The organism is Promicromonospora alba (assembly GCF_042654905.1).
Taxonomy (GTDB): domain Bacteria; phylum Actinomycetota; class Actinomycetes; order Actinomycetales; family Cellulomonadaceae; genus Promicromonospora; species Promicromonospora alba.
This window is the reverse complement of record NZ_JBHSFI010000005.1, coordinates 562,229-588,852: the sequence shown is the minus strand read 5'-3', so window position 1 is coordinate 588,852 and position 26,624 is coordinate 562,229. Positions and strand designations below refer to the sequence as shown.

The 26,624-nt window shown below is 71.3% G+C and carries 23 protein-coding genes; 13 read left to right on the top strand and 10 right to left on the bottom strand.

Annotated features, from left to right (window positions below; all coding sequences use genetic code 11):
* The first annotated feature begins 17 nt into the window (after positions 1 to 17).
* Positions 18 to 491, top strand: coding sequence for a DsrE/DsrF/DrsH-like family protein (locus tag ACFO6V_RS17585; RefSeq protein ID WP_377137414.1), 474 nt, complete (start codon positions 18 to 20; stop codon positions 489 to 491).
* 25 nt (positions 492 to 516) lie between these two features.
* The gene (locus ACFO6V_RS17580; protein WP_377137412.1) at positions 517 to 1,047 is read left to right on the top strand and encodes a flavodoxin family protein; all 531 of its coding nucleotides are present in this window, start codon (positions 517 to 519) and stop codon (positions 1,045 to 1,047) included.
* A gap of 58 nt (positions 1,048 to 1,105) precedes the next feature.
* On the opposite strand, the gene ACFO6V_RS17575 is transcribed toward ACFO6V_RS17580, so the two are convergent.
* On the bottom strand, positions 1,106 to 2,065 hold the full coding sequence (locus tag ACFO6V_RS17575; protein WP_377137410.1) for an Acg family FMN-binding oxidoreductase: 960 nt from the start codon (positions 2,063 to 2,065) through the stop codon (positions 1,106 to 1,108).
* Between the two features lie 74 nt (positions 2,066 to 2,139).
* Positions 2,140 to 2,892: an SDR family NAD(P)-dependent oxidoreductase gene (locus tag ACFO6V_RS17570; protein WP_377137408.1), complete on the bottom strand. Its 753-nt coding sequence runs from the start codon at positions 2,890 to 2,892 to the stop codon at positions 2,140 to 2,142.
* 173 nt (positions 2,893 to 3,065) lie between these two features.
* Between ACFO6V_RS17570 and ACFO6V_RS17565 the strand changes: the two genes are divergently transcribed.
* From ACFO6V_RS17565 to ACFO6V_RS17545, 5 genes are all read left to right on the top strand, one after another.
* Positions 3,066 to 3,593 carry a flavodoxin family protein gene (locus ACFO6V_RS17565; protein ID WP_377137406.1) on the top strand — a complete coding sequence of 176 codons (528 nt, stop codon included), beginning with the start codon at positions 3,066 to 3,068 and terminating at the stop codon, positions 3,591 to 3,593.
* Between the two features lie 23 nt (positions 3,594 to 3,616).
* Positions 3,617 to 4,399, top strand: coding sequence for an HAD family hydrolase (locus ACFO6V_RS17560; protein WP_377137404.1), 783 nt, complete (start codon positions 3,617 to 3,619; stop codon positions 4,397 to 4,399).
* Positions 4,374 to 6,791, top strand: coding sequence for a glycoside hydrolase family 65 protein (locus ACFO6V_RS17555; RefSeq protein ID WP_377137402.1), 2,418 nt, complete (start codon positions 4,374 to 4,376; stop codon positions 6,789 to 6,791). The genes ACFO6V_RS17560 and ACFO6V_RS17555 overlap by 26 nt, the downstream gene beginning before the upstream one ends.
* A gap of 2 nt (positions 6,792 to 6,793) precedes the next feature.
* Positions 6,794 to 8,704: a heavy metal translocating P-type ATPase gene (locus tag ACFO6V_RS17550; RefSeq protein ID WP_377138175.1), complete on the top strand. Its 1,911-nt coding sequence runs from the start codon at positions 6,794 to 6,796 to the stop codon at positions 8,702 to 8,704.
* A gap of 175 nt (positions 8,705 to 8,879) precedes the next feature.
* Positions 8,880 to 9,815 carry a universal stress protein gene (locus ACFO6V_RS17545; protein WP_377137400.1) on the top strand — a complete coding sequence of 312 codons (936 nt, stop codon included), beginning with the start codon at positions 8,880 to 8,882 and terminating at the stop codon, positions 9,813 to 9,815.
* Positions 9,816 to 9,892: 77 nt separating this feature from the next.
* On the opposite strand, the gene ACFO6V_RS17540 is transcribed toward ACFO6V_RS17545, so the two are convergent.
* The 6 genes from ACFO6V_RS17540 to ACFO6V_RS17515 all read right to left on the bottom strand — a co-directional run bounded on the left by ACFO6V_RS17540 (position 9,893) and on the right by ACFO6V_RS17515 (position 14,057).
* A complete protein-coding gene (locus ACFO6V_RS17540; RefSeq protein WP_377138172.1) occupies positions 9,893 to 10,078 on the bottom strand; it encodes a hypothetical protein in 186 nt (61 codons plus the stop codon).
* A gap of 4 nt (positions 10,079 to 10,082) precedes the next feature.
* On the bottom strand, positions 10,083 to 10,385 hold the full coding sequence (locus ACFO6V_RS17535; RefSeq protein ID WP_377137398.1) for an SHOCT domain-containing protein: 303 nt from the start codon (positions 10,383 to 10,385) through the stop codon (positions 10,083 to 10,085).
* Between the two features lie 31 nt (positions 10,386 to 10,416).
* Entirely contained in the window at positions 10,417 to 11,298 is an 882-nt protein-coding gene (locus ACFO6V_RS17530; RefSeq protein WP_377137396.1) for a universal stress protein, read from the bottom strand.
* Positions 11,299 to 11,428: 130 nt separating this feature from the next.
* Positions 11,429 to 12,709 (bottom strand): wax ester/triacylglycerol synthase domain-containing protein, encoded by a 1,281-nt coding sequence (locus ACFO6V_RS17525; RefSeq protein ID WP_377137394.1) that lies wholly within the window; start codon positions 12,707 to 12,709, stop codon positions 11,429 to 11,431.
* 1 nt (position 12,710) lies between these two features.
* Complete coding sequence (locus tag ACFO6V_RS17520) at positions 12,711 to 13,397, bottom strand: hypothetical protein (protein ID WP_377137392.1); 687 nt, start codon at positions 13,395 to 13,397, stop codon at positions 12,711 to 12,713.
* A gap of 9 nt (positions 13,398 to 13,406) precedes the next feature.
* Entirely contained in the window at positions 13,407 to 14,057 is a 651-nt protein-coding gene (locus tag ACFO6V_RS17515; RefSeq protein ID WP_377137390.1) for an SRPBCC family protein, read from the bottom strand.
* A 258-nt stretch (positions 14,058 to 14,315) separates the two neighbouring features.
* On the opposite strand from ACFO6V_RS17515, the gene ACFO6V_RS17510 reads away from it, so the two are divergent.
* Positions 14,316 to 15,281 carry an Acg family FMN-binding oxidoreductase gene (locus ACFO6V_RS17510; RefSeq protein ID WP_377137388.1) on the top strand — a complete coding sequence of 322 codons (966 nt, stop codon included), beginning with the start codon at positions 14,316 to 14,318 and terminating at the stop codon, positions 15,279 to 15,281.
* A gap of 61 nt (positions 15,282 to 15,342) precedes the next feature.
* On the opposite strand, the gene ppdK is transcribed toward ACFO6V_RS17510, so the two are convergent.
* Positions 15,343 to 18,060, bottom strand: coding sequence for a pyruvate, phosphate dikinase (gene ppdK, locus ACFO6V_RS17505; protein WP_377137386.1), 2,718 nt, complete (start codon positions 18,058 to 18,060; stop codon positions 15,343 to 15,345).
* 289 nt (positions 18,061 to 18,349) lie between these two features.
* Between ppdK and ACFO6V_RS17500 the strand changes: the two genes are divergently transcribed.
* The 5 genes from ACFO6V_RS17500 to pflA all read left to right on the top strand — a co-directional run bounded on the left by ACFO6V_RS17500 (position 18,350) and on the right by pflA (position 25,710).
* Positions 18,350 to 21,103, top strand: a complete 2,754-nt coding sequence (locus tag ACFO6V_RS17500; protein ID WP_377137384.1) for a cation-translocating P-type ATPase — start codon at positions 18,350 to 18,352, stop codon at positions 21,101 to 21,103.
* Positions 21,104 to 21,171: 68 nt separating this feature from the next.
* Positions 21,172 to 21,381: a hypothetical protein gene (locus ACFO6V_RS17495; RefSeq protein ID WP_377137382.1), complete on the top strand. Its 210-nt coding sequence runs from the start codon at positions 21,172 to 21,174 to the stop codon at positions 21,379 to 21,381.
* Positions 21,382 to 21,563: 182 nt separating this feature from the next.
* The gene (gene adhP, locus ACFO6V_RS17490) at positions 21,564 to 22,574 is read left to right on the top strand and encodes an alcohol dehydrogenase AdhP (RefSeq protein ID WP_377137380.1); all 1,011 of its coding nucleotides are present in this window, start codon (positions 21,564 to 21,566) and stop codon (positions 22,572 to 22,574) included.
* Between the two features lie 26 nt (positions 22,575 to 22,600).
* Positions 22,601 to 24,880 carry a formate C-acetyltransferase gene (gene pflB, locus ACFO6V_RS17485; protein WP_377137378.1) on the top strand — a complete coding sequence of 760 codons (2,280 nt, stop codon included), beginning with the start codon at positions 22,601 to 22,603 and terminating at the stop codon, positions 24,878 to 24,880.
* On the top strand, positions 24,880 to 25,710 hold the full coding sequence (gene pflA, locus ACFO6V_RS17480; protein ID WP_377137376.1) for a pyruvate formate-lyase-activating protein: 831 nt from the start codon (positions 24,880 to 24,882) through the stop codon (positions 25,708 to 25,710). Before pflB ends, pflA begins: the two co-directional genes overlap by 1 nt.
* 9 nt (positions 25,711 to 25,719) lie before the next feature.
* Here the strand turns inward: pflA and ACFO6V_RS17475 are convergent, their stop codons facing one another.
* Positions 25,720 to 26,598 (bottom strand): universal stress protein, encoded by an 879-nt coding sequence (locus ACFO6V_RS17475; RefSeq protein WP_377137374.1) that lies wholly within the window; start codon positions 26,596 to 26,598, stop codon positions 25,720 to 25,722.
* Positions 26,599 to 26,624: the final 26 nt, after the last annotated feature.

Here is a 26,624-nt window from a genome sequence, read left to right as displayed (position 1 = left end):
CAGAAGGACGGTGTGCCATGGCAGGCGACGGCAAGATCGAGAAGGTCTCGATCATCATCTCCAAGGGCTCGCTCGAGGGCATCTACCCGGGGCTGATCATGGCCAACGGAGCTCGCGCCGAAGGAATGGAGGCGAACCTGTTCTTCACGTTCTTCGGTCTCGACGCAATCCACAGGGACCGGTACGAACACATCAAGCTGGCCACGGTGGGCAACCCTGGTCTCCACCTGCCGACCTGGTTGGGCAGCGTGCCCGGCGTCTCTGCTGCGATGACCCGGTACATGGCGCGGAAGATGGACAGGCTCGACATCCCGCCGATCGCCGAGTTCGTCGAGATGATCGCCGACACCGGCGCGGGACTGTACGCCTGCCAGGCCTCGGTCGACCTGTTCGGATTCGCCAGGGACGACTTCATCGGCCAGGTCAAGGACGTCATCACCGTCGGGGAGTTCTACGACCTCGCGGCCGGCGGCCAGATCGTCTTCACGTGACCCGATCTCAACGGAGGAAACCGCCATGCGTGCCCTGATCGTCTACGAGTCCATGTTCGGGAACACCCGGGCTGTCGCGCGAGCCATCGCGGAAGGGATCGAGGCGTCGATGCATGCCGACATCCTCGAGGTGGGCGCGGCGCACGACAGCGTGCCCCAGGACGTCACCCTGCTGGTCGTCGGCGGGCCGACGCATGCGTTCAGCATGTCCTGGCCGTCGACCCGGCGGGACGCCGCCGGTCGAGCACCCTCCGTCATCTCACGCGAGCGTGGGATCCGCGAGTGGCTCGGGGCGCTTCCGGGTGTGATGGCCGGGTCCAGGACCGAGGCCACCACATTCGACACACGGACGACGTCACACCTCACCGGTTCTGCCGCACGAGCGGCCAGCCGCCGGCTCGACCGGCTCGGCTACCCCCTCGTCGCCGCTCCCGTGAGCTTCCGGGTCGCCAGTCTCACCGGTCCCCTCGCGGGCGGGGAGCTCAATCGAGCTCGAACCTGGGGCGGGGCACTGGGCTCGGAGGTAGCGGCCCGCCGGGCCAGCAACATCTCCTGAGCCTCGGTACGTCGTGGCGCGGCCGTCCGGTACCTGCCACGACGCGCTGCCGACGTGGCTACCCGGGATCGTGGGCGGCCACCCCTGGAACGGACCGGCGAGGCGTGTGCTTCGGCATCGAGCTGTACCCCAGCCGCATGAGCATCTGCGGTGCCCCGTCGAGCGACAGGACGTGGCGCAGGTCATGGCGAGTCGTCGGGTTCTCCAGGACCGTGGTCGCGAACGACGCGTGGACGAAGTAGGTGGTGGCGACCAGCAGAACATGCTGCAACGCCTGGCCCGCCGTCACCCAGTCCCGGGGGGAGTCACCGGCGGTCGAGAGAACCGCCAACGTCGACCGTTGCTCGAACTGCACGCTGCCGGTGCTGGCGTGGAACCGCCGCACCGGAGCCCGGTCGTCGCTCGCGCCCGGACCGAGCAGGTCCTGCGGGATGCCGTCGTCACGGCCAGGATCGGTGGTGGTCCACGCCTCCTCCTCCGCGCGCGCCGCGGGGTCCTCGGCGGCGAGTGCCTCCGCTCTGCGGACCAGCCCGAGCACGTCCTCGCGTACCGGCTCCGAGGGCTGGATCAGCCGCAGCTCCGCTCCCTCGTCCCGAGCCGCCTGCAGGATGGACATCAGCACGTCCGTGAACAGCGGCTGGTCGTCGAACGGGACCCGTGACGTCGTACGCCGCTCGATTGCTACGGACAGCTCGAGCTCGTCAGTGTTCGGGACCGGGCCCGGTTCGAGCTCGATCTCGGCCACCAGGAGCTCGTCGTCCGGGACCGGCAGGACCTTGACGACGGCCGTCAGCGAGTCCCGCCGAGCGGCCGTCCTCGCATTGAACAGGAATGCCCCGCAGCTGATCAGCATCTCCCTGCCGTGCGGATCGGAGTGCCGCAGCTGACGCGCGGCGTCCGCGCGCAGAAGCACGGTGTTGCCCGTGACGTCCACCTGCCACGGCTGGGTGTTGTAGACGCTCGGGGCCCTCGCCGCTGCCCTCAAGATCCGTTCGACCCGCGAGTCGACGATGCTCATGATGTCTCTCCCTTCAGCTGACCGTCCGGATCGCACCGGCCCGGGCTGCCCTTCCCGCAGGATCGCGTTGGGGCTCAGCGGGCGATGTACCCGCCGTCGACATAGAGCTCGGCGCCGGTGACGAAGGACGCGTCGTCGCCGGCGAGATATGCCGCGGCGGCCGCGACCTCCTCCGGCCGGCCCAGGCGGCCCATCGGGGTCAGATCGACCATGGCGGTCTCGAACGCGGTGCCCCTGGCCGCGTCGAGGATCGGTGTGTCGATGAACCCGGGGTGGATCGAGTTGACCCGGACCCCGGCTCGTGCCCAGGCAAGCGCCACGTTCTTGGTGAGAGTACGTACCGCGCCCTTCGCGGCGTGGTACGCCGGCGAGGTGCCCAGCCCACCGCTGGTGCCGAAGATCGAGCTGATGTTGATCACCGAACCGTGACCCGACGCCTTGAGGTGTTCCGCGGCGGCCTTCGTCCCGAGGAACACGCCGGTCTGGTCCACCGAGATCGTGCGTTCGTACTGGTCCAGGGTCGTGTCCTCGATGGTGCCGAGGTCACCGATGCCGGCGTTGTTCACCAGCACGTCCAGCCCGCCGAACTCGGACACCGCACGTTCCACAGCGGTGGTCCACGCACTCTCGTCGGCCACGTCGTGGTGCATGAAGATCGCTCGGCCGCCCTTCTCGACGATCTCGTCGGCGACCTTCTGACCCTCGTCGTCCTGGATGTCGGTGACCAGCACCGCAGCGCCCTCCGCGGCGAGCCGTAGCGCGATCGCGCGACCGATGCCGCTGGCACCACCGGTGACCAGAGCAGTTCTGTCGTTCAGGCGATTCATGACCGATCACTCCCTTGGGCCGCTCGACCGCGGTTGCGGCCGGCAACCTCAGTCTTCGTCGTGCGGTTCACGCGAGGCAGGGCCGAACGTCCCGCCGCCCGGGGTCGGACGGCCCTGATGCGCCCGGGCCTGGGCGAGGAAGGTGGACTCAACAGGCACAGGAGGTAACAGCGATGCGTGCACTCGTGGTCTATGAGTCCATGTTCGGCAACACGGAAGAGATCGCGCGGGCGATCGGACAGGGGATCGGGGCGTCGATGCGCGCCGACGTCGTCGAGGTGGGTGCGGCGCCCGACACGGTGCCGGCCGACGTCACACTGCTGGTCGTCGGCGGACCCACCCATGCCTTCAGCATGTCCTGGCCCACGACCCGGCGCGACGCCGCCCAGCGGGCCACGACCCTCGTCTCCCGCGACCGCGGCATCCGCGAGTGGCTCGGCGGCCTTCCGGCCGCGCCGGCGGACACGGCGGCGACGGCGTTCGACACCCGGGTGACCTCGCGGGTCACCGGTTCCGCCGCGCGTGCGGCGAGCCACCGGCTGGACCGGCTGGGCTACCGCCTCACCGCAGCCTTCACCAGCTTCCGGGTCGCGGACGTCGCGGGTCCTCTCGTCGACGGCGAGGTCGATCGCGCTCGAGACTGGGGGAGGGCACTGGGCGCCGAGGTCGCGGCGCGCCGGCCCAGCAGACCGATCTCCTGACCTCGCCGGCGAAGGGAGACGACATGGCTGCGCCGCGCCCCGCCGTGCTGGACCTCAGGGTCATCGACGCCGTGGTGCTCGACACGGACGGCGTCATCACCGATACCGCCCGCACGCATGCCGCCGCCTGGAAGCGTGCGTTCGATGAGCTCCTGCGGGAACGTGGCCGTCGAACCGGCACCGACCTGCCACCGTTCGACATCGGCTCCGACTACCCGCGCTTCGTCGACGGCCGGTCACGCGAGGACGGCGCTCGCGGCTTCCTCGCGTCACGCGGGATCGTGCTGCCGGAGCAGGCCGCCGACGGCACCGAGTCGCTCGAGTCGCTCCTTGAGCGGAAGAACCGATACTTCCTCGACGAGGTCCGCCGCGGAGTCCATGCGTTCCCCTCCACCGTGGCCCTCCTGCGCGCGCTGCGGGACCGTGGCTGCGGGATCGCGGCTGTCTCGGCCAGCCGCAACTGTGGGCCGGTGCTGCGCGCCGCTGGTGTGGACGTCCTGGTCGACGTGCGGGTGGACGGCCTCGACGCAGCTCGGCTCGGGCTCCCCGGCAAGCCGGAACCGGCTCTGTTCCTCGAAGCCGCGCGGCGCCTGACGGTAGCCCCGCGCCGGTGTGCGCTGGTCGAGGACGCCCTGGTCGGGATCGAGGCCGGCCACCGGGGCGGTTTCGGGCTGGTGATCGGGGTGGACCGGCACCACCGGATCGGCGACGACATGGCGGACAGGGGAGCGGACTTCGTGGTCGCCGACCTCGCCGACCTCACCGTGATCGGGAGGCACGATGGAGCACGCAACCCTGTCGTATGAGGGCTTCGACCCGGGGGCAGAAGGCCTGAGGGAGGCCTTGTGCACCCTGGGGAACGGCTACGTCGCGACCCGTGGCGCCGCACCGGAGTCGCATGCCGACGGCGTCCACTACCCGGGCACCTACTTTGCCGGCTGCTACGACCGTCTGACGTCGACCGTTGCCGGGCGCACCGTCGAGAACGAGGATCTCGTCAACGCGCCGAACTGGCTGCCGCTGACCTTCTGCACGCCAGGACAGGACTGGCTGGGTCTCACTGCGGAACAGGTCCTGGACCACCGGCAGGATCTCGACACCCGGCGCGGGTTGATGACAAGGCGGACCCGGTTCCGTGACCCGCTCGGCCGCGTGCTCGCGGTCACCCAGCGGCGGCTGGTGTCGATGCACGACCCCCACGTGGCCGCCCTGGAGACGACGTTCGTGGCGGAGAACTGGTCAGGAACCCTCGAGGTGCGTGCGAGCCTCGACGGGCGGGTGACCAACGCCGGGGTCGTGCGCTACCGAGACCTGGACGGCGCACACCTCGTCCCCGTGGCGGAGGGCTACGACAAGGACGAGGGAGTGGCCTGGCTGCAGGTCCGCACCGCCACGTCGCAGATCCGGATCGCACAGGCGATGACGGTGGCGGTCACGGCCCCGTCGGTGACCGCCGCGTACGAGCACGACGTCGGTGAGCCGGCCGTGCGGCTGTGGCCCGACCTGGCCGAGGGCGTGCCCCTGACGGTCGAGAAGCGGGTGGCGATGTACACGTCGCAGGACCGGGCGATCTCGGAGCCCCTCGACGCAGCGCGCCGGCACGCGGCACTCATCCCGCCCTTCGAGGAGCTCCTGGCGGACCACGTCCGCGCCTGGGACAGGCTGTGGCAGGAGAGTGCCGTCGTCGTCGTCCCGGGTGAGGCGCAGCAGGCGCTGCACCTGCACGTCTTCCACCTGCTGCAGGTCCTGTCCGAGCACACGGCGCAGCTCGACGTCGGCATGCCCGCCCGTGGACTGCACGGCGAGGCGTACCGAGGGCACGTCTTCTGGGACGAGCTGTTCGTGTTCCCGTTCCTGCTGCTCCGCCTGCCGCACGTCGCGCGGTCGCTGCTCATGTACCGGTGGCGGCGTCTGCCGCAGGCACGCCGCGCGGCGTCCGACGCCGGGTACCGGGGTGCCATGTATCCCTGGCAGAGCGGGAGCGACGGCCGGGAGGAGACGCAGCGGATGCACCTGAACCCTGCGTCGGGCCGGTGGCTCGAGGACCACACGGATCTGCAGCGGCACGTGGGGATCGCCGTGGCGCACAACGTCTGGCAGTACTACGAGGCCACCGAGGACCTGCGGTTCATGCGCGAGCAAGGCATCGAGATGCTCGTGGAGATCGCCCGGTTCTGGTGCAGCCTGTCGACCTACGACGCCGGGTCGGACCGGTACGACGTCCGCGGCGTCGTGGGGCCGGACGAGTACCACGACCGCTACCCGGACGCCGACCGGCCCGGGATCGACAACAACGCCTACACGAACGTCATGGTCACCCGGGCACTGAGGCACGCACTGGACGCGCTCGCGCTGCTGCCCGTGCCGGAGCGGGAAGCACTGCGCCGGCGGCTCCAGCTGGACGAACGCGAGACGGACCTGTTCGACCACGTCAGCAGGCGGATGCGCGTCGTGTTCCACGCCGACGGTGTGATCAGCCAGTTCGAGGGTTACGACGAGCTCGCGGAGCTGGACTGGCCGGCCTACCGGTCGCACTACGGCGACATCCGGCGGCTCGACCGGATCCTCGAGGCGGAGGACGACTCCGCCAACCGCTATCAGGTGTCCAAGCAGGCGGACGTCCTGATGCTGGTGTTCCTGCTCGGCGAGAACGGCCTGCGCGAGGCGCTGGGATCGCTCGGGTACGAGCTCGACCATGCCGCGCTCAACCGCACGGTGGACTACTACCTGGCCCGCACCAGCCACGGGTCGACGCTGAGCGCGGTCGTGCACGCCTGGGTCCTCGCCAGCCGGGACCGCAAGGCCTCGTGGCGGTTCTTCCGCGAGGCGCTCGACAGCGACATCGCAGACGTCCAGGGAGGGACGACCGCCGAAGGGATACACCTCGGCGCGATGGCCGGCACCGTCGACCTGGTCCAACGCTGCTACACCGGCCTGACTCTCACCGGGGGCGTGCTCCGGCTGGACCCGCGGCTGCCCGCGGAGCTCGACGCCCTGGAGCTCCGGCTCCGTTACAGGGACCACTGGGGCGTCACTGTGCGGTGCGACCACGACGGCGCACGTATCGGTCTGTCCCGGTCGCGGCAGCGGCCGATCACCGTCGCGCTCGACGGCGGGGAACGTGCGCTGGCGCCGGGGGAGACCTGGGCGGTGCGCTGGAGCGATCTCGATGAGCACGACGCAGCGGAGGAAACATGACCATGCGGGTATTCCGCGGCTTGCGGCTGTATCCAGGGATCACGGGCGCGATCGTGGCGCTGGTGGCGGTGCTCCTGCTCCGCGCGGCAGGCGAAGGCGGCGTCGCGCGATGGGTCGCCACCGCGTACGTCGGCGCGTTCATCGTGTGGACGCTCGTCGGGATGGTGCGCGACGTGCTTCGCGGGCACGTCGGGCTCGACGTCCTCGCGGTCGTGGCGATGGTCGCGACCCTGGCCGTCAGGGAGTACGTCGCAGCGCTGATCATCGTGCTGATGCTCTCGGGCGGCAGAGCGCTCGAGGACTTCGCCGGGCGGCGTGCCAAGCGTGACCTGACGGCCCTGCTCGATCGCTCGCCCCGAGTCGCGCACGTGCTGCGGCCCCCGGGCGCATCCCGGGCCGAAGAGCTGGAGGACATAGCCGTCGACGACGTCGCCATCGGGTACGTGCTGCTCGTGCGGCCCGGCGAGATCGTGCCGGTCGACGGCGTCCTGCTCGGTGACGGCGGGACGTTCGACGAGTCCTCGCTGACCGGGGAGAGCCTGCCGGTTACCCGCGGGGTCGGCGAGGAGGCGCTGTCGGGCGCCGTGAACGGGACACGGGCGGTGCGGATCCGGGCCGTACGCCGCAGTGCGGACAGCCAGTACCAGCAGATCGTCGCGCTCGTGCGGGCCGCCGAGGAGTCACGGGCGCCGGTCGTCCGGCTCGCCGATCGTTTCGCGGTCCCGTTCACTGCCGTCGCGCTCGTCCTGGCGGGCGCGGCGTGGACGATCTCCGGGGACCCGACCCGCTTCGCCGAGGTGCTCGTGCTGGCGACCCCGTGCCCGCTCCTCATCGCGGCACCGGTCGCCTTTCTCGGCGGGCTCTCGCGTGCGGCCAGGAGCGGGGTGATCATCAAGAGCGGCACCGTCATCGAGCAGCTGGCACGCCTGCGGTCCGCCGCTTTCGACAAGACAGGAACCCTGACGCAGGGCCGTCCGGACCTCGTCGCCGTCCGGCCCGCCGCCGGGTTCGCCGACGACGAGCTGCTGCGGCTCGCGGCCTCGGCCGAGCAGTACTCGTCGCACGTGTTCGCCGGGAGCATCCGCCGAGCAGCCACCGAGCGTGGCCTCGACCTGCTGACCGCCACCGATGCGGCCGAGGTCGCGACGAACGGTGTGACCGCCGTCGTCGAGGGCCGGACCGTCGTCGTCGGCAAGCCCGCCTACGTCGCGTCGATCGCGCCGGACACGTCCCAGGTAGCCCTTGGCCCCGGCGAGGCCGCGGCCTACGTCGCCGTCGACGGACGGTTCGCGGGCGCTGTCGTCCTCGCAGACGACGCGCGTCCCGAGTCGCCCGCGGTCGTCTCCTGGTTGCGGGAGAACGGCATCGAGCACATCACGATGCTGACCGGGGACGCCCGGCCGACGGCGGAGTCGATCGCCCGGGAGGTCGGGATCGACGACGTCCACGCGGAACTCCTTCCTCCCGAGAAGGTGCGGCTCGCCGCCGAGCTGCGCCCGCGGCCGGTGATGATGGTCGGCGACGGGGTGAACGACGCCCCGGTGCTGGCGGCGTCCGACGTCGGCGTCGCCATGGGCGCGAAGGGCGCGACCGCGGCGGGGGAGGCCGCGGGTGTGGTGCTCCTCGTCGACTCGCTCGCCAAGGTCGTCGACGCCGTCTCGATCGGCCGGCACACGCTGCGGGTTGCGCTCACGGCCATCTGGATCGGCATCGGGCTGAGCGTCGGTCTCATGCTGGTGGCCATGACCGGAGCGATCCCCGCTGTGGCCGGCGCCCTGGTCCAGGAGCTCGTCGACCTGGCGACGATCCTGTACGCCCTCCGTGCGCTGGGCGGCCCGCCCAGCGGGCTCGCCGTTGGAGACGTTCGGGCACCTTCGGCGGGTGCTCGTCTCGACCGGTCGCTCCGCCGGTGAGGTACTGCTTGCGTCCCAGGGAGCTCGCGGACCGCCGCCGCACGGGCCGAAGGTCCCGTGAACCGAAGACCCTCGACCCTGCAAGGTGCATGGCCGCACCCGACAGGCTGAGCGCGAGCGACTCAGGAACAGCACCACTCGAACAGCACCGAGAGCACAGGAGAAGGAGATCGTCATGGGAACAACCTGGCAACCTGCCCCGATCGTCGTGGCTGTCGACGGCAGTGAACGCAGCGCCGGTGCCGTCCGGTACGCGGTTCGTGAGGCCCGCGCCCGGAAGCGCACCGTCCGGCTGGTGCATGTCGCCCCGACCCTTCTTCCGGAGGGTGGTCTCTGGCCTGCGGCGGGGCGTGACGTCGAAGACCTGCGGACCTCAGGAGAACGGATCCTGGAGCGAGCTGTGGCGGAGGCGCGCTCGGCTGCGCCCGACATCAGATTCGAGTCGTTGCTCGGCCGGGACCAGCGCGTGGCGGAGCTTGCCGCGGCGGCGGCGACAGGTGAACTCATGGTGCTCGGCAGGGAGACCCGCAGGGGAGCGGAACGACTGCTCGCGGGAACGACGACCGCTGGAGTGGTTGCCCGTGCGGCAGTTCCCGTGGTGGTCGTTCCGGCGGACTGGCGGGAGAGCGAGCACGGACGGATCGTCGTCGGGATCAAGTCGGCAGTGCCTGACGGCGAGCTCCTGGCTCGCGCGTTCTCGATGGCGTCCGCGCGGCACGCCGCCCTGCGCCTCGTGCATGTCGTCGTGATCCCCGAGCTAGCGGCAGAGATCGGCGTCGCCGACGCCTACGCGGACGAGTCCCTCAGTTCCGGCAGACGGATGCTGGAGAGCGCTGCTCACGAGTGGCGGGACGCCTTTCCGGACGTGACGGTGGAGATGACAGCGGTCGAGGGCCGCCCGGCCGACGCCCTCGTCGACGCCTCGGCCGACGCGGACCTCCTGATGCTCGCCCGGCCGCACCGCGACCTGCGGCACCCGGTGCGCCTGGGACGGACGCCGCGCGCCGTGCTCGGTGTCTCGGACACGCCGGTCGAGGTGGTTCCGTTGAAGCGTGAACCGGCCACGGCACCGCTCGTGCTCGAGAGCGAGGGCGAGATCCTGAAGAGCTGACGCGATCGACGCCAGCACTACAGACGTCGGCAACCGCCGATGCAGGCATCAGCGGTTGCCAGGATTCCGGGTGCGCGTCAGCCGCCGAGCGCGGAGAACGCCTCGTACACCATGAACGCAGGCCAGAAGATGCCCTGCAGGATGGCCCAGACGAACTCCCAGAAGCCGTCGGCCTGCTGCCAGAAATAGACCCAGGCACCGAAGATGCCGAGCCCGTAGATCGCGCCGCCGCCCGCGGCAGCACCCGTGTTCCGGTCTCCCATCACGTCACCTCCTCTGCCGGGTCGTGTCCGCAGGATGCGGTCGTGGTCCGGTCGTGTTCAGGACGTGTAACCGCTGGGTGTACTCGTTCTCGTCGATGTCGCCCTGGGCGAACCGCTGGGCCAGCACCTGCCGCGCGGACGTGCCTGCTTCCGGCGTCCCAGGCGAGCTGTCGGGGCCTCTGAGGTAGTGGGCCGCGGTCACCACACCGGCGACGATCAGCCCCCACAGCAGCAGCCCGCCGACGACCATGAAGACGACCATGAGCAGGGCGCCCCACATGCCCGTCCCGTAGCTTCCGTACATCATCGTTCTCTCCTTCCGCTCGAATCCGGTCCGGTCAGCCGACCGGATGACGGTGCGCGTGCACGACCAGGACGGGGCACGGCGCGCCACGGACCACGGAGTCGGGCACGCTGCGCAGCAGGCGCCCGGCGACCGCCGAGTGGCTGCGTCCGCCGACCACCAGGAGGTCGTTCCGCACCAGGCCGTGGAGCAGGGTGGCGATCGGGTCGCCGCGACGGATCACCACGGTGTACGTGACAGTCGGGTACTTGTCCGACCACCGCGCCAGCCGGTCAGCAAGGTCGACCGCTGCGGCCTCGTGCCACGACGCGGCCACGGGATCCATGTCGAGCAGGGCCGACGAGATCGGGTCGGTCCCCGTCACGTGCAGCACCTCGAGCGGGCGCCCGCGCGCGTCCGCCTCCGCGAACGCCGTACCCAGGACGTCCGGCTCGTCGACCGGGCCCACTCCGACCCGGATCTTCCGGGGTTCGTCGGTCGCTGCGCCGGCAGGCACCACCGCGATCGTCCCGGGTGCACCGGCCGCCAGCGCCGAGGAGACGGACCCGAGCAGCGCGCGGTCGAACGCGCGCAGCCCGCGGCGCCCCACCACGACCAGGTCGTCGGCGGTCGACTGTGCGGCCAGCACGCGGGCCGCACTACCCGGCAGCGCACGTATCTCGATGTCCCGACCACCGGGACGCCATCCGTGGAGCCGCTCCCGGGCGGCACGGGCCGCGTGGTGCGCCAGCTCGCGCGCCTCCTCGACGAGACCTGCCGCAGCCGGCTCGGCGTCGACCTCCACGGGGTGCGCCGCAACCACGGCGAGACGGGCCCCGTGCAGGTCTGCGGTAACGGTCGCCCAGCTCAGCGCCGCCAGGCTCTCGTCCGAGCCGTCGACTCCTACGACGACGCTCCGGTACCAGGTGTTGTTCATGATCGTCCTCCTCTGCTCACTACCAGGACACCAACTGGCTCGTCCCGGCGGCAGAGACGAGCGGCCCGCACGAGCGGGACCAACGTCCCCCGATCGCGAGGACCGAGACACGTGCCCTCCCGGCGGAGGGTCACGCGCTCGGGCGCACCAGCTCTTCGGCCATCGCGCGTGCGAACACGGCACCGGGCACGTTCGCCGCGTCGAAGTGGACGCTGCAGGAGAGCCGGCCCGCGTACGAGACCGCCGCCACGCCCAGCCGGACGTTCGCGGCGAGCACCGCAACCGGCCAGATCGCAGTGACAGGGGCGCCCGCGAGGCGCAACGTGCGGGCCGGACCCGGCACGTTGGTGACGAACCCGCCGACGAGGTGCTGCCGCCGTGCGACGCGGTCCATGAGGCGCGCTCCGACGGGACCGCGCATGAGCTCGAGCGTGCCCTGCTCCCGCGCCTGCACTTTCTCCGCTCGGGTCTGCTCCGCGATCAGCCGAAGGCGATCGCCCGGCGCGGGCACGTCGAGCGGCAGCCGCACGAGCATGACACCGACCTGGTTGCCCGACGTGCCACGCCGGCGCAGCGCGACCGGCACGGAGACGGGCAGCCGCGCCGGGATGCGTTCACCGGCGGCGGGCAGAGCAGCCCGGTAGCCCGAGGCGACAGCCGCGAGCAGCGCGTCGTTGACGGTGGCGCCGAACGGCCGCACACGCGCCTCGAGCGCTGCGAGGTCCACGTCCACGAAGGCGACGCCGCGGCACCGGTTGCGCTCGCCGAGCAGCACCGTGGACCCCAGCTCGCGGCTCGTGAGCGTCTTCCGGATGCGACGAGAGCCGTGGTCGAGTCTGCGGAGGAGGCGCCGCAGATCACGTCGTGGTCGTGGCTGCGTGCTCGGCCGGGACCGTGGAACCGTGGCCTCCCACGCAGAGGCCGTCCCTCGTTCGGAGGGATCGAACAGCTCCTGCGCGATCGCCACCGCGGCCATTCCATCCGCGACCGCGTGGTGGATGCGGAGCACGAACCCCGTCAGTCCGGGGCTCGCGCCCGGGACGACCAAGAGCTCCCAGAGCGGACGATCGAGCGGTAGTGGCGCGCTCATCAGCTCGGCGCACAGCCGTTCGAGGCCCGACAGGCCATCGACCGGAGCGACGAGCCGAACGTGCTCGCCCAGGTCGGGTGACCTCTCGTCCCAGCGGTGCCTGCGACCGGCGACGACGGGATATCTGCGGAGGGGCGGCAGCTCGGTGACCCGTGTGCCGAGCGCGGAGCGCAGCGCCGCGAGGTCAGGGGTGGTGCCGGGACCGACGAACCCACCCGCGCCGAGGAGACCCGCGACGAGGAAGACGTTGACCTGGCCGGCGTGGTCGAGCACGAGGTTCGCCTCGTCGACCGCGGCGAGCCGCTGCCTTGCTGGGCGCATGTCAGTCACCCGGCTCTCGGCCGGATTCCCGGCCGACCCGGTGAGTCGCGCCCGGAAGGAAGAGCGAACCTGCGACGCCGGCGGTGAGCGACGCGAAGGTGACGGCCATCAGCACCCCCGCTGTCACGTAGAGGGCAGCGACCACGACGATCGGGCTCTGCTCATCGATGAACGGAGACGGTGCGAAGGTCCAGAGGATCGCGACGAGCCATGCCCCCGCGTTCACCGGCACCCAGCGGAACGTGCCCGGTCGCGCGAGCACCAGCCATTGTGCGACGGGGATGCTGGCGAGCAGCACGATCCCGCCGACCGCGAGCGCGATCAGCGCGACCGGTTCGCCGAGGTCCATGCCAAGGGTGCTCGGCATCATCCCGAGCGCCCAGGCGAGTGCCGCCGCGAGTGCCGTGGCGCCGATCCACCGCCATGCGACGGGGCGACCCGCGGGCATGCCGAGGTACTGCCCCGACGCGAGTGCCGCACCCTCCAGTGCGCCACCGACCATCGCGAGCGCCAACCGGCCCGGACCATCGATCCCGGCGACGAGGCCGAGGACCGCCAGGGACGTCGCGATCGCGAAGCCGATGCCCTCACCCACGGAGACCGCCAGGATCCACCGGCGCCGATCGAGTCGATCCGGTCGGCGTCGGTCCACGCCACGGCGGGCGGCTCGTTCGTTCGGTGGGCGCATGGTCGCTCCTCAGGCTTCGATCGCCGTCCAGCGCTCCGCGTGTTCCCGGATACCGCGGAGCATCCGTTGCGACATGAGGAAGCTCACCATCTCGACCGGTTCAGCGAGCATGGGCGCCCAGCCGGCCAGGTACGCGTACCGCTCACGGACGATGAGCCGGGTGATGCCCGGGGTGTCGTCGGTGAGGACGAAGGCCCACGTGAAGTCGTAGGGGGCAGGGGTGTTCGTGCCGCCCCCGGCGACCGCGCCACGCAGCACGAGGTGGTACCCCTCCTTCAGGGCGACCACCCTCAGCGCTGCGGAAGGGGCGAGCTTGACCTCGTCGCCGACCGCGCGGATGCGGAGCTCGGGCACGATGACGTCTGACGTGTGGATGTCACAGCCGGCGAGGTTCTCGAGCCAGTCGTACGTGTAGAAGCCGCCGCGGTTCTGGCCGAGCTGGGCGATCCATCGCCACACGTGCGGGCTCGGGGCGTTGATCGTGATCGCTCGAGTGGCCTGCAGGTCAGGCGCGGGAAGCCAGGCGTCACCGGGCAGCAGCATGGCAAGCTCCCCGTCGCTTGCGCCCCAGCGCAGGGATGCCCGGCGCGCGGCCCATGTGGCCGCGACCGCAGCTACCGCAGCGCCGACGATGACGCCCCGGTACCGGTTCTTGTTCACGACCGTTCTCCTCTGCTCGTCACCAGGACACCAACCGGTCGCCCCTGGGTGGCAGAGGCGATCGTCCGGCCGATGCGGGGCCTTGGTCTGTCCCATCCGGGACGAAGGTCAGGTGAAGCGAGGACCACCTACCCTGCCGGGCCCGCGGAGCGGGTGATGTCCTGGTCAGGAGCACGAGTCGGTCCCCGCCGGGACGGCGGTTCCGGACCCGGCGGGTCGGGCCGACGCCCGAGTGAGCAAGAACCGAGGAGACGAGAAATGGATGTCGTCGACGCACGGATCGAGAGGATCCTGAAGGCAGCCGGAGATGCCCCGAGTGTCTTGAACACCCAGCCCTGGCAGGTGGCGGTCACGGGTTCCAGCCTGACCCTTCGTGCCGACCCGTCGCGACGGCTGCGGCACAACGACCCCCAGGGCCGTGAGATGTTCATCAGCTGCGGGGCGTTCCTGTTCAACGCCAGAGCTGCAGCCCGTCGTGAGTCGCTGACCGCGGTCGTCACGGTGCTGCCCGATCCGGAGGACGAGCTGCTCGTCGCCGAGCTCGTGTTCGAGCCGGGTGGCGACCCGAGTGCGGCCGAGCTCGAGCTGTCCCTGGCGATCGAGCACCGTGCCACCTCCCGCACGCCCTTCGACGACCGGCCCCTTCCCGGGGACGTCCTGGTCGTCATCCAGCGGGCTGCTCACGCAGAAGGGGCGAGCCTGCGCACGATCCAGCCCTCGGACCCCTCGCGCGCCGAGGTGCTCGGCCTCATGCGGAGGGCGGAGGCTATCGCGGCAGAGGACATGGCCGGCCGCGGTGAAGAGGCGGCGTGGACGACCGGCTGGCCGGGGCGTGACGACGGCGTACCCGCACATCTCCTGGGGCGTGCGCCGAGCAACCCCGACGCGCCTGTGCGCCGATTCCCCGCCAGCGTGGGCCGCGAACAGTTCGAGCGGGACTCGACACTGGCGGTCCTGAGCACATCCGGCGACTCACCCAGGGAGTGGATCGCGGCCGGCCAGGCGCTGGAGCACGCGCTGCTGGCTGCCACCACCCACTTCGTCCACGCGTCGTTCGCGACCACCGTCCTGGAGAACCCCACGACGCGTCACGACCTGCGCAAGGCCTTGTCCCTCGGCGGCTATCCGCAGATGCTCATGCGGCTCGGGAACAGCCCGAGGCCGACGAGCGCACCCCGCCGGGCCAGCGTGCTCCGAGACGTCGTGCCTCGTCGCGCCGAGTAGCCGGCGTACCAGGCAGCCGTCAGCCCCGCGGTCCTCACCGCGGGGCTGACGGCCGTGACGGTCACTTCTCGTCGCGCACTGCGTCGTCGAGCCTGACGAGCGCGGCGGCCAGGCGAGCGATCGGGACGCGGTAGGGCGAGCAGGACACGTAGTCGAGGCCGAGTCCGTCGAACGCGGCGATCGACGCGGGGTCGCCGCCGTGCTCGCCGCAGACGCCGGTCTCGAGGTCGGGCCTGGTGCGCAGCCCGCGTTCGACGCCGATCCGGACGAGCTCGCCGACACCTTCGACGTCGAGGGACGCGAACGGGTCGGCCGACACGATGCCCGCCTCGAGGTAGGCGGCGAGGAAGGACTCCTCGGCGTCGTCGCGAGAGATCCCGATCGCCGTCTGGGTCAGGTCGTTGGTGCCGAACGAGAAGAAGTCGGCGTGCTCGGCGATCCGGTCCGCGGTGAGGGCGGCTCGCGGCAGCTCGATCATCGTGCCGACCCGGTAGTCGAGCTCCGGCTCCCCGGCGCGGTCCAGCTCGTCGTCCGCGGTGGCCACGACGATCTCGCGCGCACTGCGCAGCTCCTCGGCGAACCCGACGAGCGGCACCATGATCTCCACGCGCGGGTCCAGGCCGCGCTCGCGCACGGCGAGCGCCGCGCGGATGATCGCGCGGGTCTGCATGACGGCGATCTCGGGGTACAGCAGTGACAGGCGCACGCCGCGGGTGCCCAGCATGGGATTCGTCTCGGACAGGCGCGTGATGCGGGCGAGGAGCGCTCGCGCGCTCTCCAGCTCCCCGGGCGTGCCGTCTGTCTCCAGCCGCTGCACCAGCAGGGACTGCTCGACCAGGTCGGGGAGGAACTCGTGCAGCGGCGGGTCGATGAGCCGGACCGCTACCGGCAGGCCGGTCATCGCGGTGAAGATGTCCTCGAAGTCGGCCTGCTGCATGGGCAGCAGCTCGTCCAGGGCGGCCTGCCGGGACGCGGTGGAGTCCGCCATGATCATGCGCCGCACCACGGGCAGGCGGTCAGTGGCCATGAACATGTGCTCGGTGCGGCACAGGCCCACGCCCTCGGCTCCCAGCTCGCGGGCCTTCGCGGCGTCCTCGCCGGTGTCGGCGTTGGCGCGCACGCCCAGGCGGCGCACGTCGTCGGCCCAGCCCAGCACGGCCTGGAAGTCGTCGGTGATCTGCGGCGGCATGAGCGGGAGCGCGCCGGCGTAGACGAGGCCCGTGGTGCCGTCCACCGTGATCGTGTCCGCGTCGGTCAGGACGGTGTCGCCGATCGTCAGCGTGCGGGCGTCGGCGTCGATACGCAGGTCGCCGACGCCGGCCACGCACGGCTTGCCCATGCCGCGTGCGACCACCGCGGCGTGCGACGTCATGCCGCCGTGCGCGGTGAGCACGCCCTGGGCCGCCGCGACGCCGTGGATGTCGTCCGGCGTCGTCTCCCAGCGCACGAGCACCACGTGCTCACCGGCTCCGCCCCGCTCTGCCGCGGTGTCGGCGTCGAACACGATCGTGCCCACCGCCGCGCCCGGGGACGCGTTGAGGCCGTGCGTGAGGGGGGCCGGGGCCCGGGCGGTGTCGAGCGTGGGGTGCAGGAGCTGGTCCAGCTGGGCCGGGTCGATCCGGCGCAGCGCGGTCTCCTTGTCGATCGCGCCCTCCGCGACGAGGTCGCGCGCCACCTTCAGGGCCGCTGCGGCGGTGCGCTTGCCGGTGCGTACCTGCAGCAGGTATAGCGTGCCGTCCTCGACGGTGAACTCGATGTCCTGCATGTCCTTGTAGTGGTGCTCCAGCAGGTCCATCGCGGCCATGAGCCGCGCGTACGCGTCGGGCAGCACGGACTCCAGCTCCGGCAGAGGACGCGGCGTCCGGATGCCCGCGACCACGTCCTCGCCCTGTGCGTCGAGGAGGAACTCCCCGTACCGCTCCTTGGCGCCCGTGGCCGGGTTACGCGTGAAGCACACGCCTGTCGCGGATGAGTCGCCCTTGTTGCCGAACACCATCTGCATGACGTTCACGGCGGTGCCCAGGTCGTCCGGGATGTCGTTCAGCCTGCGGTACACCTGCGCGCGCGGGCTGTTCCACGACCCGAACACGGCGTCCACCGACCGGCGGAGCTGCTCGCGCGGGTCGGTCGGCAGGTCGTGGCCGGTGCTCCGGCGGGCCACGCTCCGGAACGTCGCCACCAGCTCCCGCAGGTCGTCCGCCGTCAGGTCGGTGTCCTGCGCGACTCCCCGGCGCTCCTTGAGCGCTGTCAGCTCGTCCTCGAAGACCTGCCCCGGCACGCCCTCGACGACCTCGCCGTACATCTGTACGAACCTACGGTAGCAGTCCCAGGCGAACCGGGGATCGCCCGACTCGGCCGCCAGTGAGTCGGCCGCCTCGTCCGAGATGCCGAGGTTGAGGATCGTGTCCATCATCCCCGGCATCGAGCGCACGGCGCCCGACCGCACCGACACCAGCAGCGGCCGCTCGGCCGCGCCCAGCGTGCGGCCCGTGCGCCGTTCCAGGGCGTCCAGGTGCGCCTGGATCTCGTCCCACAGCTCCTCGGGCCAGGTGCCGCCGTTCCTCATCGTGGCGACGCACGCGGAGGTGGTCACCGTGAAGCCGTCCGGGACGGGCACGCCGATGCGCGTCATCTCGGCGACGCCCGCACCCTTGCCGCCGAGCAGCGCACTCATCCCGGCGTTCCCCTCCGACAGGTCGTAGACGTACCGCTCGCCCGCCGGTTCTATCGGTGTGGTCGGGGTGAGGGCTCCGGTTCGGCTGTCCGCTTGCGTGGTCATTGCGCCTCCATCGGTCTGCGCGCGCGATCGCGTGCTCGTGCGATGACTCCACGGTCGTGCCGGCGGTTGGCCGGAGCGACCACGTGGCCAGCCTCCCCGGCCCGCGGACGGTCGCACCAGGGACGAACGGCCCGGAACCCCAGGACGAAGTCCCCGAAGACGACGGCAGGGGCGCAGGTCCCGAGGTTCGCACCGAAGGTCCCGTCGAAGCGTGACGGTCGACCCTGTCGGGTTCGGGGCCGTGACCACAGGCTGGAGGGGCACAGAGCGAATCGCGTCGGGAGTGACGATGGAGACGGTCGGGACAGCTATGTCGGACGTCGAGGCACGTGCGGGTCTGTCGTCGTCCGATGCGGCCCATCGCCTCCTTGAGCTGGGGCCGAACCTGGTACCGAAGGCTCGGCCACGGTCCCCGGTGCGGCTCCTGCTCGGGCAGTTGCTCCACTTCTTCGCGCTTCTGCTGTGGGCCGCGGCGGTCCTCGCATGGATCGCCGACATGCCCGAGCTCGCGGTCGCCATCGCGGTGGTGGTCGTCGTCAACGGGGTATTCGCGTTCCTACAGGAGTACCGGGCCGACAAGGCCGGCCAGAAGCTCCTCGAGCTCATGCCGGCCCTGGCGACCGTCCTGCGCGACGGGCACCGCCGGCAGATCCCGGTGGCGGACGTCGTCGTCGGGGATCTGCTTCTCCTGGAGGCCGGCGACGGCGTCGCAGCAGACGGCAGTGTGGTCTCGGTGACCGGCCTCGCGCTCGACGAGTCCGCTCTGACCGGCGAGAGCAGCACGACCCATCTATCGCCGGGCGACGACGTCCACGCGGGGACCTATGTCGTCGAGGGCGAGGCAACCGTCGAGGCCACCGCGACAGGACCGGCGACAGAGCTGGCCCACATCATGGCCCTCACCCGGACCGCGAGCCGTTCCGCGAGCCCGCTCGCGATCCGGCTTCGTCGCGTCGTGCGCATGATCGCCGGGATCGCCGTCGCCGTCGGCGCCACGTTCTTCGTCCTCGCCCTCGTGCTCGGTATGCCGGTGTCGGACGGGTTCCTCTTCGCCGTCGGCATCATGGTCGCGCTGGTCCCGGAGGGCCTGCTGCCGACCGTGACCCTCTCGCTGGCCCGGGGGGCGCAGCGGATGGCGGCCCGCAACGCGCTCGTGCGCCGCCTCGACTCGGTGGAGACCATGGGCTCCACGACGTTCATCTGCACCGACAAGACCGGCACGCTCACCCGCAACGAGATGTCCGCCGTCGAGGTATGGACGCCCCGGGGGACGGCGTCGGTCGTCGGGCACGGGTACGCACCCACTGCTCGCATCGATGCCGAGAACGGTGTGGCTCCGGCCCTCCGCAACGTCGCACTGGCGGCTGTGCGGTGCTCGACCGGGCGGATGGTCCGCAGTGGTGAGCTGTGGACGGCGCACGGGGACCCGATGGAGGTCGCCCTGCACGTCCTGGCCTTGCGGGCAGGCATCGACGTATCCGCCGAGGAGACGGCGCGACCGTTGCTGCGGCGACTGCCGTTCGACTCACGCCGCCGTCGTATGTCGGTCGTCGCAGGAGACCAGGTCTACGTCAAGGGCGCACCGGACTCGGTCCTCGCACTCACCTCCGCGGGCGACTACGCCGTCCGTGCCGTCGCCGAGATGGCGGCGAAGGGCCTGCGGGTCCTGGCTGTCGCGCGCCGCGCGGCCGCCGTGGCAGACCGGGACGCCTCGATGCCCGATGTGGAGAGGGACCTGGAGCTGCTCGGTCTCGTCGGCCTGGAGGACCCGCCGCGCGACGACGTCCACGCCGCTGTGGCCGCGTGCCGCACCGCGGGCATCAGGCTCGCCATGGTCACCGGCGACCATATCGGTACGGCGACGGCGATCGCCCAGGAGGTCGGGCTGCTGCGGGACGGGCCGGTCCTCGAAGGTTCCGACCTTCCGGCGGACGACGCCGCGCTCGGTGAGCTGGTCGACCGGGACGGCGTGGTCATCGCCCGGGTCACGCCCGAGGACAAGCTGCGGATCGCGCGCGCCCTCCACGCTCGGGGACACGTGGTCGCCATGACCGGCGACGGGGTCAACGACGGCCCGGCCCTGCGCGAGGCCGACATCGGCATCGCCATGGGGCGCAGCGGCTCCGACGTCGCCCGCGAGGCCGCGGACGTCGTGCTCCTGGACGACAACTTCGCGACCATCGTCGCCGCGATCGAGCTGGGCCGCGCGACGTTCGCCAACATCCGCCGGTTCCTGACCTATCACCTGACCGACAACGTCGCCGAGCTCACGCCGTTCCTCTTCTGGGCACTCAGCGGCGGAGAGATCCCACTGGCCCTGACCGTGCTGCAGATCCTCGCCCTCGACATCGGAACCGACCTGTTGCCTGCCCTCGCGCTCGGTGCGGAGCCACCCAGCCGTACGACGATGCGGCAGCGGCCGTCGACCGGCGCACTGATCGACCGTGGCGTGCTGGGGCGGGTCTTCGGCGTTCTCGGCCCGGCCGAGGCAGCCGTCGAGATGGCGGCGTTCTTCGTGGTCCTCGGGCTGGCCGGCTGGACGCTCGGCGCAGAACCCTCCGCGCAGACGCTGGCAGCGGCGTCCGGCGCCGCCTTTGCTGCCGTCGTGCTGGGTCAGCTCGGCAACGCCTTCGCCTGCCGGAGCGAGACCCGCTGGGCCGGCGCGCTCCGCATGACTGGCAACCCGATGCTGCTTCTGGGCGGTCGCCGTCGAGATCGTGCTGCTGGTCGTGTTCCTGTCGCCCCCGCTGGCAGGCCTGCTCGGTGGCAGCTCCCCGCCCCTGGCGGGCTGGGCCCTCGTGCTCGCCGCACCGGTCGTCGTCGTGCTGGCGGACGCTGCCGCCAAGGCCGTCCGAGCTCGCGGCGGCAGTGGGGCAGTGCCCTCGGTCTCCGATCGAGGCTGACACCCACAACAGACGGAGATGCGTTGTCATGTCGAGTCCTACGAGCTCGCCGAAGCCCGTCGAGCCGGGGATACCCGATTCAGCTCGGTGGTTCCTCCGGGCGGGATGGCTGTTGCTTGCCCTGCTCCCGGTCACCCTGACCGCCGCGATGTTCCTGTGGAGCGGATCGCTGGCAGCGCAAGGATGGTATCTGCACGCTGACCTGGACATGCCCTTCGGGGTCGCGCTCCGTGCCGGCGTACCCGCACTCGCGGTGCTCGTCGTTCCGCCCGCCGTAGCGGCCTGGTGCGGATGCAGGGCCGAGCGGCTCGGAGACCCGGCGGGTCGGGACCTGCGTGTCATCGCGATCGTCGTGACGGCCGTGTCCATCGCCCTCAACCTGGCCCCGCTCCTGGTGGTCTGGGGCCTGCACCCCTGAACCCGTGGACCCTGCGGTTCCCGCGGGCCCCGGGCAGGACCAGAGGCACGGAGCGCTCAGGACCTTCTCTGCGGCACGGGGGACCTTCGTCCCTGCCCCGCGCGGGCCGCGCGGAGAGATGTTGGAGCTACCGCCGCACCCGGCGGTCGCCAGTCCAGCATCACCGCCCGAACGGAGCTGTCATGAGAGCCGCAGTCGTCACCGACTTCACCGCCCCGCTGGAGATCCAGGAGATCCCCGTCCCGGAGCCGGGCCCGGACGAGGTCCTGGTCCGGATCGAGGCGAGCGGGCTGTGCCACACCGACATCCACGCCGCCCACGGCGACTGGCCGGTCAAGCCGACCCCGCCGTTCGTCCCTGGGCACGAGGGCGTCGGCCGCATCGAGAAGCTCGGCTCCGGTGTGACGAGCCGCTCCGTCGGCGAGCGTGTGGCGATCGCCTGGCTCGGCAGCGCGTGCGGCGAGTGCCGTTACTGCGTCGCCGGCTGGGAGACCCTGTGCGAGCAGCAGCAGAACTCCGGCTACTCCGTCAACGGCGCGTTCGCCGAGTACGCCGTGGTCCGGGCAGACTTCGCCGTGCCCGTCCCCGACGGTGTGTCCTCCGCGGACGCCGCTCCGCTGAGCTGCGCCGGTGTGACCACCTACAAGGCGATCAAGGTCGCCCGGGTGTCGCCCGCGGAGACGGTGGTCGTGTTCGGCATCGGCGGGCTGGGCCACCTCGCGCTGCAGTACGCGCGCATCGCCGGCGCTTTCGTGATCGCGGTCGACGTCGAGGACCACAAGCTGGAGCTGGCCACCCGCCTCGGTGCGGACCACGTGGTCAACGCCGCCCGGGAGGACCCGGTCGAGGCCATCCAGCGGCTCGGCGGCGCGGACGTCGCGGTGGCGCTGGCCGCGTCGTCGGCCTCGTTCGACCAGGCCTTCCACTCGCTGCGCCGGGGTGGCCGGCTGGTCTGCGTGGCGCTGCCCGCCGAGGGCAGGATCCAGCTGCCGATCTTCGACACGGTGCTCAAGGGCATCTCGGTGATCGGCTCGATCGTCGGCACCCGCAACGACCTCGCCGACGTGTTCGCGCTGCACGCGGCCGGACGTACCGAGGTCGTGGCGGTTGAGCGCAAGCTCGAGGAGGTCAACGAGTCCTTCGCGGACGTGCTGGCCGGCCGGGTGCCCGCCCGCATCGTCTTCGGCTTCTGAGCCCGACTATCACGCAGGAGCGAACCATGACCACCGTCCATGACGCGCCGGCCGTCCCCGCGCCGGGTACCGAACCGAGCTCCGCATGGGCGGGATTCGTCGGCGGACCCTGGCAGGAGGAGGTGGACGTGCGCGACTTCATCCAGCGCAACTACACGCCGTACGAGGGCGACTCGAGCTTCCTCGCCGGACCGACCGCCCGCACCACGCACGTGTGGGACACCGTGAGCGCCCTGTTCCCGGAGGAGCGCGCCAAGGGCGTGTACGACGTCGACCCGCACACCCCGGCGGCCATCACCGCCCACGCGCCGGGCTACATCGACCGCTCCGCCGAGCTGATCGTCGGTCTGCAGACCGACGCGCCGCTGAGGCGCGCGATCATGCCGAACGGCGGCTGGCGGCTGGTCGAGACCTCGCTGTCCACCTACGGCTACGACGTGGACGAGTCCGTCAGGGAGACGTTCACCAAGTACCGCAAGACCCACAACGAGGGCGTCTTCGACGCGTACTCCCCGGATGTCCGTGCCGCCCGCAGGAGCCACATCATCACCGGCCTGCCGGACGCCTACGGCCGGGGCCGGATCATCGGCGACTACCGCCGGGTGGCCCTGTACGGCGTCGACGCCCTGATCGACGCCAAGAAGGCGGACAAGCTGAGCCTGGACACACAGCCGTTCACCGAGAAGGTCGTTCGCGAGCGGGAGGAGCACGCCGAGCAGCTCCGGGCGCTGGACGAGCTCAAGGAGATGGCCGCCTCGTACGGCTACGACATCTCCGGACCGGCCAGGACGGCCCGGGAGGCCGTGCAGTGGCTCTACTTCGCGTACCTGGGCGCGGTCAAGGAGCAGAACGGCGCCGCGATGTCGCTGGGCCGCACCTCGACCTTCCTGGACGTGTACTTCCAGCGGGACCTGGCGGCTGGCCGCATCACGGAGGAGCAGGTCCAGGAGCTCGTCGACGACCTCGTCATCAAGCTGCGGATCGTGCGCTTCCTGCGCACCCCGGAGTACGACACGCTGTTCTCGGGCGACCCCACCTGGGTCACCGAGACCGTGGGTGGCATGGGCGACGACGGACGGACCCTGGTCACGAGGACCTCGTTCCGCTACCTGCAGACCCTGTACGACCTGGGCCCGGCCCCCGAGCCCAACCTCACCGTGTTCTGGAGCCAGGAACTGCCCCGCGGGTTCAAGGACTTCTGCGCCCGCGTCTCGATCGACACCAGCGCGCTGCAGTACGAGTCCGACCGGCAGATCCGGACCGCCTGGGGAGACGACGCGGCCATCGCGTGCTGCGTGTCCCCGATGGCGGTCGGCAAGCAGATGCAGTTCTTCGGCGCTCGCGTGAACCTGGCCAAGACCCTGCTGTACGCGATCAACGGCGGGCGTGACGAGGTCAGCGGCGAACAGGTCTCGCCGGCCTTCCCGCCGGTCCCCGCCGGCCGCCCGCTGGAGTACGAGGACGTCCGCCGCCGTCTCGACACGACGATGGACTGGCTCGCAGCGACCTACGTGGAGGCGCTGAACGTCATCCACTACATGCACGACAAGTACGCGTACGAGCGTCTGGAGATGGCGCTGCACGACCGCGACGTGCTGCGCACCATGGCCTGCGGCATCGCCGGGCTGTCGGTGACGGCGGACTCGCTGAGCGCGATCCGGTACGCCCGTGTCACGCCGGTGTTCGACGAGCGCGGCGTCGTGGTCGACTACGAGGTCGACGGGTCGTTCCCGACCTACGGGAACGACGACGACCGGGCCGACGCCATCGCCGTCGAGCTCGTCGAGTCCTTCATGGACAAGATCCGCCGCCGGAACACGTACCGGGACGCGCTGCCCACCCAGTCGGTCCTGACGATCACGTCGAACGTCGTCTACGGCAAGGCCACGGGCAACACGCCTGACGGGCGGCGGGCGGGGGAGCCGTTCTCACCGGGCGCCAACCCGATGAACGGGAGGGACACGCACGGCATGCTCGCCTCGGCGCTGTCGGTGGCCAAGCTGCCGTACGACCAGGCGCAGGACGGGATCTCGCTGACCAACACGGTGGTTCCGGCCGGTCTGGGCCGCACGCGCGAGGAGCAGGTCGCCAACCTGGCGGGCCTGCTGGACGCCTCGGTCGGCCTGGACGGCTATCACATGAACGTCAACGTGCTGAACCGCGAGACGCTCGAGGACGCCATGGAGCACCCCGAGAACTACCCGCAGCTGACGATCCGGGTCTCCGGGTACGCCGTCAACTTCGTCCGGCTGACACGCGAGCAGCAGCTCGACGTGCTCAGCAGGACCTTCCACGGGTCACTCTGATGACCCTCCAGGCGCCGGCGCCAGTCACCGCCACCCTGCGCTCGCAGCGGCTGGCGGCGATGCGGTCCGGCGAGCTCGGTTCCGTGCACTCCTGGGAGCTGGTCACCGCGGTGGACGGGCCAGGCGCGCGGCTCACGGTGTTCCTGTCGGGCTGCCCGCTGCGCTGCCTGTACTGCCACAACCCGGACATGCTCGAGCTGAAGGACGGCGAGCCGGTCGTGGCCGAGCAGATCCTCGCGCGGGTGCGCCGCTACCTTCCGGTGTTCCGGGCCACGGGCGGCGGTCTGACCCTGTCCGGCGGCGAGGTACTGATGCAGCCGGCCTTCGCGGCCCGCCTGCTGCGCGGGGCCAAGGAGCTCGGCGTCCACACGGCGCTGGACACCTCCGGGTTCCTGGGGGCAGATCTCACGGACGGGATGCTTGCCGACACCGATCTGGTCCTGCTCGACGTGAAGTCCGGTGACCCGGACACGTACCGCCGGGTCACCGGTGGGGAGCTGGCGCCGACGCTCGCGTTCGGGCGGCGCCTCGCCAGGGCGGGTCTGGCCGGGGGCCACGCTCCCGAGGTCTGGGTCAGGTTCGTCCTGGTCCCTGACCTGACCGACGACGCGGACAACGTCGAGCGGGTCGCGGCCTACGTGGCGGAGCTGAACGAGATCAGGCCCGGCACCGTCACCCGGGTCGAGGTGCTGCCCTTCCACCAGATGGGCCGCTACAAGTGGGCAGCGCTCGGGCGCACCTACGAGCTCGAGGCGACCCGGCCGCCGTCGGCCGAGCTGACCGAGCGGGTGCGGGACCAGTTCCGGGCGCACGGCCTGACGACGTACTGACGGCCAGCGTCAGTTCTTCAGGATCGTGCCCGAACGTGTGAGCACGAGCGGTGCCGGGGTCGGTGCACCGGTCAGCGGAACGACCTCGACCGGGACGTCCGAGGCCCCGAGGACTGCCCGGGGCACCGGCCCGAGGCGGGCCAGGTGCCGCAAGTCCCGCTGGTGCCGGGCGATCATCAGGAGGTCCGCGCCGGTCGCGGCGTCGATCAGGATGCGCGCCGGCTGCCCGTGGGCGAACGACGTCTCCACCGCGACGCCGGGAAAGACGTCGGACCAGTCGCGCACGAGCGTTTCCAGCGACCTGACCTCGGACCCGTGCCGGTCGCCCGGGCGGACGTCGACCCGGGCGACGGCGGCGGGATCCGCGGTGTCACACACGTGCACGATCTCCAGGGCGGCACCCCGTGCGAAGGCCTCCGCGAACGCACGCGCGAGCAGCCCTCCGGCGTTCGCGCACGACTTGACCCCGACGACAATCCGGTGGTGGTGCCGTGCTCGCCAGTCGGCGGGAACCACCACCAGGGCGGCCACCGTGCGCGCGGCGACTTCCGTGATCACAGCGCTGACGCCGGGCCGTTCCGGGCTCCACGGTGTCGTCTGTCCCAGGACCAGGAGGTCGCCGGCTCCGGCGGCCGCGACCAGTTCGTCCGCGAGTGGGCCGCGCCTGAAACGCCAGTGGAACTCGACGTCGGGCGCGGCGACGCACGCCTCCGTCATGTACGGGTCCATGATCTGGCCCGTGTCGTCGCGGTCCAGGACATGGGCCATCCGCACACCGGTGCCCCGGGCGCGGGCCTCGTCAATGGCGAACCGGAGCGCTCCCAAACCTTGTCCCCTCCCGTCGACGGCGACGACGACGACAGGAGCCGATCTCTGCGTGGTACCCATGACGAACCGTCCTCTGACTCGAAGTT